Here is a 10,000-nt window from a genome sequence, read left to right as displayed (position 1 = left end):
ATCCGCCAGGACACCCAGGCCTATGCCCCGGCTTTACGCCAGTTTAGCCAGCAATTGCTCACGCGCTGGCTGGATAAGCTGTAAGCCAGCTTAGCTGCGAACTGTTTTTTCGACTTTAATACCTAAGCGTTTGGCGAGGCGGGCCAGATTGGCTCTGTCTAGATCCAGCTGCTTCGCCGCCAGACTCCAGTTACCTGCGGTTTGGCTTAAGATTTGAATAATTTGCTGCTTCTGAAATTCTTCAGTGGCCGCTTTCAGGCTTAAGCCGTTGCTGTGGATCATAGGCAAAGCTGCTGGCGGGTTGTTATCGGATGAAACTGCGCGCTCTGCCAGTTCCAGATGCTGTGGTAACAGCGCAATAATATCCTGAGCTTTGGCTTCTTTTCTGGCTTTGAGCGCAGCGCGGCTAATCACATGTTCCAGCTCCCGCACATTACCAGGCCAGTTGTACTGCAACAACACAGACTGAGCTGCAGTACTGAGTTTTAGCTGGCGTATGCCCAGTTTGCGGGCTGTCAGTTCGAGAAAATAGCCGGCCAGCAGCAGCACATCCTGTTGCCGCTCTTTGAGTGCAGGTACAGTAATGGGATACACCGACAATCGATGATACAAGTCGGCGCGAAAATGACCTGCAGCCACTTCTGCGGCTAAATCTCTGTTGGTGGCTGCTATCACCCGCACATTGACCGTTTTTACTTCATCTTTGCCAACAGGCTGAATTTCACCGCTTTGCAGCACCCGCAATAATTTACTTTGCACGCTAAGTGGTAGTTCACCAACTTCATCGAGGAATATAGTACCGCCATCGGCCAATAAAAATTTACCCGGCCTTTCCCGCTCGGCGCCGGTAAAAGCACCTTTGGCATGACCAAACAACTCAGATTCAGCTAGCGTTTCAGGCAAAGAAGCACAGTTTAAATGCACCAGTTGCCGTTTCGCTCTTCTGGATAACTGATGCAGAGTTCTGGCGACCAGCTCTTTACCTACACCAGTCTGGCCTTGAATAAGCACTGTGTAATCTGAACCCGCCACCAGTTGAATATCACTTTTTAGCGCCAGCATGGCCTGGCTTTGACCTATCAGCTCGCCACCATCCCGGATCAGGGCTTCATGAGTCAGTTCTTCCACTAAATGTTGCGCCTGCAGCGCTTGTTGTTCGAGTTTTTTCAGCTGAATAGCGGTTTTTAAGGTGGCTGCCGACATAGCTGCAATTAAGTCTAAGGTGCGCTCCGCTATGGCAGAAAAAGCATCTGGTTTCAGGCTGTCCAGCGTCAGCACCCCTATCAGTTGGCCATCTGAATACAAAGGTAAACCCATGCAGGAATGCACAGGCAAGTCACCGGCCTGTGCCAGTAACAAGCCATCGTAAGGATCGGCCAATTCAGTGTCGGATGGAAAACGCACCGGGCTGCTGCTTTGGCAAATGATCGCAAGGCGAGGGTGGTCCTTTAGAGCGAAACGACGGCCTAAGGTATCAGCTGTTAAGCCCTGGATCGCCAGCGGCATCAGCAAATCGCCCTGAAAAGAGAGCAAGACCACAGCATCGCAGTTAATAGCTTTGCGGACAGAGCCCAGTAAACGGTCAAAGCGATCTATGGTGGTGATGCTGTTAGCCAGATCCAGCGCTACTTCCAGCAACAAGGTTGAGTTGAGTTCGGCCATTACAGCTCCTGCTGACAATTAGAGTTCTTAAATTATGTCACAAAGAATCTAGTTTGTCATTTTGACTCTTTTTGTTGTTGTCATTTTGACATGAATTTTACTTATTTATTTTTTAAGTTGTTGAAATTAAATTGAAAAATAACTGGCATCAGAGCTGCAATACATAAAGAAACCAAACCGGGATCAAGTGATTCCTTAGGAGCTTATGATGTTTCACGTTGCCCAATTTTTTAGTAATGAAAAACTGTCCGCCTCTGACAAGTTCGAAACTTTGTTATTGGCTGCCAATACTTTATTAGCCTTGTCCTTTAGTTTACTGCTGGCAACTGTGGTTGTCTGTTATCCGCTGTCTTATATGTTTTCGTTTGAGCTGCAACTGGCAGGTCATGTCACTATGATTTTCAGCGCAACTTTGGTGAAAATTGCCTATGTCTGCCGCTGTATAGCTCAGTACGAACTGCATAAAGAAGTGCGTTAGGTTGTGAGTAAAAAAATGAGCCAGCGTCCTCCTTTGATCAATATCCACTGGCCTGACGAGGTGCAAGAGGGTAAGCGAAAAGCTCTATCTGCTTATCCGTTGTTTGCCCTGGCATTCCGGCCTTTTTTTCTGGCTGGTGCCTGTTGGGCTTTTTTGGCGATCAGCATTTGGGCCTTGTGGTTTAGCGGCCTGATGTCGTTTCAGTTTGGTTTTCCTGCAGCCTTGTGGCACGCCCATGAGATGGTATTTGGCTTTGGTGCTGCTGTGGCTGTGGGCTTTTTACTGACGGCAGCACAAAACTGGACAGGTTTGCCAAGCATTTCGGGCAAACCCTTGCTGCTCCTAAGCAGTTTGTGGCTGATTGCCCGTTTTAGCTTGTTATTCGCCCAATACACTCCAGTGTTATGGCTTTTTATCGCCGCTCAACTGCTGTGGTGGACTGGTGCTATTTACAGCCTGGCGAGCTTGCTCTTCAGGGCAAAAAGTAAAAATAACTATCTGTTTATTCCACTGTTATCTGTGATGGCTTTGCTCAATACGGCTTTTGTTTATGCAGCTGCAACACAGCAGTTAGCCGCCGCTTCGCACTTAAGCCACAGCATGATCCTGCTGTTTGGCATCCTGATGGGCATAGTAGGCGGGCGGGTGATCCCGTTTTTTACCGCCAGAGCTTTAGGACTGGAGCAAGTCAAAACCCCGCTGCTGGATAAGTTGTTATTGCCTTTATCCGTGTTTGGCACCGTTTTGTTTATCACAGGTTTTTTTGTCCAACTGCCACTGAAAGCGGGCTGGTTGATGCTGCTGGTGGGGTCTTTGCATCTGGGGCGTTTATCCTTCTGGACCCCATGGAAAATCTGGTCTGCGCCTTTGCTTTGGTCTTTACAGCTGGCTTATCTGGCTTTGGCTTTAGGTTTAATTCTTTTAGGCATCAGCGATTTAACTCAGCTCCTTGTGTTTAAAGACGTGCTGCATCTGCTGAGTATCAGCGCTATGGCTGGTTTGATTCTCGCCATGATGGCCCGGGTGTCTTTAGGCCATACAGGCCGGGTACTGCAGGTTGGCAAAACCATAAGTTTAGCTTTTGCTTTGCTGTTGCTGGCTGGCCCAATGCGGATGTTGGCCAGCTTAGCAGGGTTTCCTTTGTTGTTCTGGCAAGTCAGCGCTTTGTTATGGCTCTGCGCCTTCGCCATCTTCCTTTGGTTTTATTGGCCTGTTCTGACTCAGCCCCGTGCTGATGGCAGACCGGGTTAATTGATGTTGTTCTGAATACTTAACTCACACTCACTTAGTCACTCAAAAGAGGTTTTATTATGTTACCTGCTCAAACTATTGCCATCGTTAAAAGCACTGTGCCCTTACTGGAAGGTGCTGGTGTAGCCATCACTAACCATTTCTATCAGCGTATGTTTCAACTGAATCCAGAGCTGAAAGATATTTTTAACATGACGAACCAGCACAGTGGCCGTCAGCAATTTGCTTTGTTTAGTGCTATTGCAGCTTACGCCAAAAATATCGATAACTTGTCTGTGCTGACTGAAACTGTGGAGCGTGTGGCGCATAAACATACCAGCTTTTTTATTCAGCCTGAGCACTACGACATTGTAGGTCATCACCTGATTGAAACCTTACGTGAACTGGCTCCTGATGCCTTTACGCCTGAAGTAGAGCAGGCCTGGACTGAAGCTTATGGCTTTTTAGCGAAGGTCTTTATAGGCCGTGAGCGTCAGCTCTATAACCAGACTGAACAAAAACCAGGGGGCTGGTATGGCCCACGTCGTTTTAAAGTGAAAGAAAAAATCCGTGAATCTGAGCTGGTCTCCAGCTTTGTACTGGTACCCAAAGATGGTGAAGCAGTTGTAGATTACCTGCCAGGCCAATATCTGGGGGTGAAAGTAAAGCCAGCGTCATGTGACTACTATGAAATCCGCCAGTATTCCTTGTCTGACAAAGCTAATAGCCAAAGCTATCGTATTAGTGTCAAACGCGAGCAAGGCGAAGTGGCAGGTTTGGTTTCAAATTACCTGCACGACCATATTCAAGCCGGAGATGAGCTGGATATTCTGCCACCTGCGGGTGACTTCTTCCTGCAATCTGCGCATTTACCTACAGTGTTGATCTCCGCAGGTGTGGGTTTAACCCCTATGCTGTCGATGCTGGAAAGTATAGTGGCGTTAAAACAGCAAACCCCGGTGTTTTTCCTGCACGCCTGTGAAAATCCACAGCAACATTCGTTTGCACAGCGTATTTCGCAACTGGAACAAGACTACCCCTTACTGCACAACTTTACCTGGTACAACAAAGCGGAGCAGAACACAGCTGCTGGTCAGTTTACTGGTTTGATGGATCTGAAAGTCGTCGCCAATGAGTTACCGCTGCAAAGTGCCAACTTCTACCTCTGTGGTCCTACAGGGTTTATGAAGTTTGCCAAAGATCAGTTACTGGCTTTGGGGGTGGCTTCGGCGCAAATTCACTATGAAGTTTTTGGTCCTCATAGCGACCTGTAAGTGCTGATCAGCGATCGTGTGCGCGGCCCGGCGTTTTGCCGGGCTTGACTGTAGGGGAAAAGGGGGACTTATGTGGAGCCTGGTACGCACTGTGAAGTTGCAACACGCTGAAGTAAAACGGCAAGAGATGGAGCAACAACTACAGCAGTTGTTAGCGCAGAATCAGCAACTGGAACACCAACTGGCCGCCAGGGATCTGCAGCTTAAAACCATTACTCAACAACAGGAGAGTACAGCAAAAGCTGCCACTGAGCTGGGGCAATTTGAACAAAGTATGCTGCATATGGAGCGCAGTATGCTACGACTGGCTGATGATTTGAAACAGCAACAGCAGTTGGCCTCTGATGCCAAACAACTGGCTGAACACAGCGGTAGACAGATGTTGGAATCAAATAATCAGCTTGGATTATTGCAAAGGCAAAGCACTATCACTTTACAGACGCTGCAAAAACTAAAAAGCGAAACGGCTTTGATTTCCGGTGTGGTAGAACTGATCCGCTCCGTTTCAGAACAAACCAACTTGTTGTCGCTTAATGCGGCTATTGAAGCGGCCAGAGCAGGTGAACATGGCCGTGGTTTTGCGGTAGTTGCAGATGAAGTACGTAAACTAGCCATCAAAACCACAGCTGCTACCACTAAAATCAGTGGCTCTATACAAAGTATTTTGCAGCAGGTAGATGAAGTCAGCGCCCATGTCAGTGCTATGGATAAAGAAACTCACGCCTTGTCCACTTTGTTCGCTGATACAGCAGAGGTCAGCCAGCATATCGGCCAGAATTGTATTCAGGCCGATCGCAGTAGCAGCTACTCAGCCATGGTGTTTGCGGTGGAACTCGCCAATTTGCAGGAACTGGTGATGAAGATGATGGTGTATCGCACCTTGTTGGGCGGCGCAAGCTTTCAGGCCAAAGACTTACCAGACGAACACCAATGCCGGCTTGGCGCTTTATACGAGCAATTACCTACACAGCAGCGTATGGCCAAAGATTCGGTCTATCAGCAAATAGAGGCGCCACATGAAGCCGTGCATCAACAAGCCAAGCTGACGCTGGACTATTACCATCAGGGGAGCTGGCCAGAAACCTTACAAAGCCTGAGCCAAATGGAACAAGCCAATATCAAAGTGATGCAATTGATGCAGCAATTGTTGGCAGAAATGGATTTGGGGAAATCGAAGTAAAGAAAAGAAACTTTAATAAATGGTGGCCCCACCTGGACTTGAACCAGGGACCTGCCGATTATGAGTCGGATGCTCTAACCAACTGAGCTATAGGGCCATTTGAGAAGCGTCTTTAGGTTTTGCGATCGTAAGCCTGAAGAGCGCAGGCAGTATAAGAAGTTTTTCCGCTGTTGTCACCGCTTGATAACACAGAGTTTGTATCGATTGCTTACTTTTTATCCGCTTCAATAAAAAAGGCACCTTGCGGTGCCTCTTTTATGTCCATGGAAGGACGGTAGGTCGCAAATGCAGGAGCACATTTGAGACGCAAAACAAATCTACTCGTCGAGGAAGCTTTTTAACACTTCTGAACGGGAAGGGTGGCGCAGTTTACGCAGCGCTTTGGCTTCGATTTGACGGATACGTTCCCGTGTTACGTCAAACTGTTTACCCACTTCTTCCAGGGTATGGTCGGTATTCATATCGATACCAAAACGCATACGCAGTACTTTTGCTTCACGGGCTGTTAAACCAGCCAAGACTTCGTTGGTGGCGGCTTTTAAGCTTTCCATGGTCGCTGAGTCCAGTGGCGATTCCGAAGTACTGTCTTCGATAAAATCGCCCAGATGCGAATCTTCATCATCACCTATTGGCGTTTCCATAGAGATTGGCTCTTTGGCAATTTTCAGCACTTTACGGATCTTGTCTTCCGGCATGCCCATACGTTCGGACAACTCTTCCGGAGAAGGCTCACGACCCATTTCCTGCAACATCTGACGTGAAATACGGTTCAGTTTGTTGATGGTTTCAATCATATGCACAGGGATCCGGATAGTACGGGCCTGGTCAGCGATAGAACGGGTAATGGCCTGACGGATCCACCATGTAGCGTAAGTTGAAAACTTATAACCACGACGGTATTCGAACTTGTCGACAGCCTTCATCAAGCCGATGTTACCTTCCTGAATTAGATCAAGGAATTGTAAACCACGGTTGGTGTATTTTTTCGCGATAGAAATAACCAGACGTAAGTTCGCCTCAACCATTTCTTTTTTCGCACGACGGGCTTTCGCTTCACCAATCGACATGCGACGGTTGATATCTTTAATTTTAAAGATCGAAAGGCCAGTTTCTTCTTCAATTTTTTTCAGCTTTTCAACACTGCGATACAGCTCTTCGCGCATCTCACCCAGCTTGGCTGAATAAGGTTTATTGGCTGCAATTTCCGCGTCTATCCATGCTGTTGAGTTTTCATTGCCACTGAAAGACTTCATAAAGTTTTTCTTTGGCATTTTGGCGTACTCAACGCAGTGCTTCATCACAATACGTTCCTGGACGCGAACACGGTCCATCATTTCACGCATGTTTTTGACCAGGCGGTCAAATTGTTTTGGCACTAAACGGAAGCAACGGAAAACTTCGCTGAGTTTTTCGATTTCTTCTTTGGTGGTCGGATGCTCGCGGCCGTTTTTAACGATAGAGTTACGGGTGACTTCGTACTGAGTACGTAGTTCCGTGAACTTCTCGCGCGCCATTTCTGGATCCGGGCCAGTGTCCGCTTCATCATCACCGTCTTCTGACTCTTCGTCATCGCCAGAGATATCTGCATCTTCATCAGCCAGTTCATCTTCCGGCACGTCAGAGCCGATATGAGTCGCTGTTGGCGGTAAGTCGTCGGCTTCGTTTGGATCAATAAAAGCCGTGACAATGTCACTTAAGCGAATTTCTTCGGCTTCGAATTTATCCCACTGTTCTAACAGATAGGTGATGGCCTCAGGGTATTCAGCCACAGAGGTCTGCACCTGATTGATACCATCTTCAATCCGTTTGGCGATGTCGATTTCGCCTTCACGGGTTAACAGCTCTACAGTGCCCATTTCGCGCATATACATACGGACCGGATCTGTAGTGCGACCTAACTCTTTATCCACACTAACTAAAGCCTGTGCGGCTTCTTCTGCGGCGTCTTCATCCGGCGCAGCGTCAGACATGATCAGGTCATCGGCATCTGGTGCTGTTTCAAACACCTGGATACCCATGTCATTGATCATACGGATAATGTCTTCGATCTGATCGGAGTCAATAATATCTTGTGGAAGATGATCATTCACTTCAGCAAAGGTCAAATACCCTTGCTCTTTACCCTTTAAGATCAGGAGTTTTAGTTGCGACTGAGGATTATGCTCCATAGAGGCTGTTCTTCCACCCAAATAGTTAGTTCAAAAATGCGAATTAGCGATTATAACAAAGCGCGGCTTTTCTAGCCACCGCACAATGACGGCTTACTCACGGTTATTTGCTTTTAAAAGCTTTTAACAGCAACACAAATTCGTGTTTTTCCGCCGTGGTCAGTTGCTGCAACGTATCTTTGCGTTGCAATTCTTCCAGGCGTTGAGCCAGATACTGATCCTCTATAGAGCGGAAAGTATCCAGAAATTCTTTAGTTAACTGTTCTTCTGCGACCTGATGATCCCATAACGCCAGCTTCACTAATATGTTGTATTCAGGCGTATCCCGCCAATGTTCCAGCAATTGTGCTGTGGTCAGTTCAGGTTGAGCTAATAAAGTGTCCTGTACTGTCAATAACAACTGAATACCTGGTAAATTCGCCTGAGCCAGCTCAGGAGCCAAAGGCATCACTTTGGCAAGGGCCGGGTATTGCAATAACAGAGCTATAGCCCGGCGCATCGGCGTAATTTTTGTCGCGACTGGAGCTTTGCTCTGTACTTTGTTTTGGCTTCTTGCCGCCGTATTTTGCTGCGACGATTTACCCACCAGCGAACCTAGCGTTTCAAACAAGGCATCGCGGTAAAATTCACTTGGAATTTGTTTAATCAGCTCATTGCCTTTGACCCAGAGGGCAGATTTGCCGGCATCGCTGTTTAAGTCTAACTCTTTGGCCAGATGGTCAAATAAATATTGACCTAAAGGCATGGCCTGTTCCAGACGATGTAAAAAGGCCTCTTTGCCTTCTTTTTGCACCAGTGAGTCCGGGTCTTCGCCGTCTGGTAAAAATACAAAATTTAGCTCTACGCCGTCTTTTAAATGCGGTAAAGCGCTCTGTAAAGCTCGCCATGCTGCATCTCTTCCTGCTCTGTCGCCGTCATAACAGCAGGTCACTGTGCTGGTCAAACGGAATAACGTATGCATGTGATCTGGGGTCGTAGCGGTGCCTAAACAAGCCACGGCAAAAGATATTCCTTGCTCGGCCAGTCCAACCACATCCATATAACCTTCGACAATAACCACACGACTTAATCTGTCCTGGCTTTGTCTGGCTTCAAATAAGCCATAAAGTTCACGGCCTTTATGGAAAAGTCTGGTCTCAGGAGAGTTTAGATACTTCGGTGTACCTTCTCCTATCACTCTGCCGCCAAAACCTATCACTCTGCCGCGTTTATCCCGAATGGGAAACATCAGCCGGTCGCGGAAAAAATCATACTCGCGGCCCTGATCGTTACGGCTAATCAATTTAATTTCAAACAGCTGATCACGAGCTGAACGTGAAGGGCCTAACTGCTTTAACACAAAATCCCAGCTATCCGGCGCATAGCCTATGCCGTATTTTGTTGCTGTGGCCTCTGAAATTCCACGTTTGTGCAAATAACTGGCAGCATGAACCTGTTGCTTCAGCTGTTGCTGATACAAATCTGCTGCTTTTTGCATCTGGCTATAATCGTCGGCCTGAGCCTGCGGATACTGCTTACCACTGCCTTGTTCGCGTGGTATCTCTAAATGATGCTGTTTGGCCAGTTCTTCAATGGCCTCTACAAATTCAAGCTGTTCATAGGCCATCATAAAACTGATGGCATTGCCGTGAGCGCCACAACCAAAGCAATGGTAAAACTGTTTGTCGCTACTTACGGTAAAAGAAGGGGATTTTTCGTTATGGAAAGGACAACAAGCCTGGTAGTTTTTACCGGCCTTTTTTAAAGGAACTCTGTGATCGATCAGTTCCACTATATCTGTACGAGCTAATAAGTCGTCGATAAAGTGTCTGGGGATTTGTCCTGCCACCTTTTTCCTCATCTACTGATATAGACCCAGACAACTTGAGGTTGCAGCAAGACGGCAAGCTCGAGTGACCCAGAAGCATAGACCTGCTATGTAGCCGGGGCGAAAGAGCGCAGTCAACAAAGCTGCAGCTTCAAATACGACGGGTATACAGAAAAAGACAAGCCGTGCTAAGGGCACGGC

7 protein-coding genes and 1 tRNA gene are annotated in these 10,000 nt (G+C 47.5%); 4 read left to right on the top strand and 4 right to left on the bottom strand.

Annotated features, from left to right (window positions below):
• Window positions 1-90 precede the first annotated feature (90 nt).
• Window positions 91-1,662 carry a nitric oxide reductase transcriptional regulator NorR gene (gene norR / locus LDL40_RS04455; protein ID WP_300993950.1) on the bottom strand — a complete coding sequence of 524 codons (1,572 nt, stop codon included), beginning with the start codon at window positions 1,660-1,662 and terminating at the stop codon, window positions 91-93.
• Between the two features lie 208 nt (window positions 1,663-1,870).
• Here norR and LDL40_RS04450 point away from each other — a divergent pair, with 208 nt between their 5' ends.
• The 4 genes from LDL40_RS04450 to LDL40_RS04435 all read left to right on the top strand — a co-directional run bounded on the left by LDL40_RS04450 (window position 1,871) and on the right by LDL40_RS04435 (window position 5,824).
• The gene (locus LDL40_RS04450; RefSeq protein WP_233008150.1) at window positions 1,871-2,140 is read left to right on the top strand and encodes a hypothetical protein; all 270 of its coding nucleotides are present in this window, start codon (window positions 1,871-1,873) and stop codon (window positions 2,138-2,140) included.
• 15 nt (window positions 2,141-2,155) lie between these two features.
• A complete protein-coding gene (locus LDL40_RS04445; protein ID WP_300993948.1) occupies window positions 2,156-3,391 on the top strand; it encodes an NnrS family protein in 1,236 nt (411 codons plus the stop codon).
• A gap of 59 nt (window positions 3,392-3,450) precedes the next feature.
• Window positions 3,451-4,644: an NO-inducible flavohemoprotein gene (hmpA, locus tag LDL40_RS04440; RefSeq protein ID WP_300993947.1), complete on the top strand. Its 1,194-nt coding sequence runs from the start codon at window positions 3,451-3,453 to the stop codon at window positions 4,642-4,644.
• A gap of 70 nt (window positions 4,645-4,714) precedes the next feature.
• Window positions 4,715-5,824, top strand: a complete 1,110-nt coding sequence (locus tag LDL40_RS04435; protein WP_300993946.1) for a methyl-accepting chemotaxis protein — start codon at window positions 4,715-4,717, stop codon at window positions 5,822-5,824.
• 20 nt (window positions 5,825-5,844) lie between these two features.
• Here LDL40_RS04435 and LDL40_RS04430 read toward each other — a convergent pair.
• The 3 genes from LDL40_RS04430 to dnaG form a co-directional block, all read right to left on the bottom strand.
• Window positions 5,845-5,921: transfer RNA gene (locus LDL40_RS04430), tRNA-Ile, on the bottom strand.
• Between the two features lie 220 nt (window positions 5,922-6,141).
• The gene (rpoD, locus tag LDL40_RS04425) at window positions 6,142-7,992 is read right to left on the bottom strand and encodes an RNA polymerase sigma factor RpoD (RefSeq protein ID WP_300993945.1); all 1,851 of its coding nucleotides are present in this window, start codon (window positions 7,990-7,992) and stop codon (window positions 6,142-6,144) included.
• A 103-nt stretch (window positions 7,993-8,095) separates the two neighbouring features.
• Window positions 8,096-9,820, bottom strand: coding sequence for a DNA primase (dnaG, locus tag LDL40_RS04420; RefSeq protein WP_300993944.1), 1,725 nt, complete (start codon window positions 9,818-9,820; stop codon window positions 8,096-8,098).
• Between the last annotated feature and the right edge of the window lie 180 nt (window positions 9,821-10,000).

The organism is Rheinheimera sp. (assembly GCF_020217005.1).
Lineage (GTDB): Bacteria > Pseudomonadota > Gammaproteobacteria > Enterobacterales > Alteromonadaceae > Pararheinheimera.
Note: the sequence above shows the minus strand (reverse complement) of the source record. Positions and strands in the feature narration are given on the sequence as shown.

Bases quoted from the DNA above. Each gene is read 5' to 3' on its own strand.
- norR (WP_300993950.1), bottom strand. From the start codon at position 1,662: ATGGCCGAACTCAACTCAACCTTGTTGCTGGAAGTAGCGCTGGATCTG.
- LDL40_RS04445 (WP_300993948.1), top strand. From the start codon at position 2,156: ATGAGCCAGCGTCCTCCTTTGATCAATATCCACTGGCCTGACGAGGTG.
- rpoD (WP_300993945.1), bottom strand. From the start codon at position 7,992: ATGGAGCATAATCCTCAGTCGCAACTAAAACTCCTGATCTTAAAGGGT.
- LDL40_RS04450 (WP_233008150.1), top strand. From the start codon at position 1,871: ATGTTTCACGTTGCCCAATTTTTTAGTAATGAAAAACTGTCCGCCTCT.
- LDL40_RS04435 (WP_300993946.1), top strand. From the start codon at position 4,715: ATGTGGAGCCTGGTACGCACTGTGAAGTTGCAACACGCTGAAGTAAAA.
- hmpA (WP_300993947.1), top strand. From the start codon at position 3,451: ATGTTACCTGCTCAAACTATTGCCATCGTTAAAAGCACTGTGCCCTTA.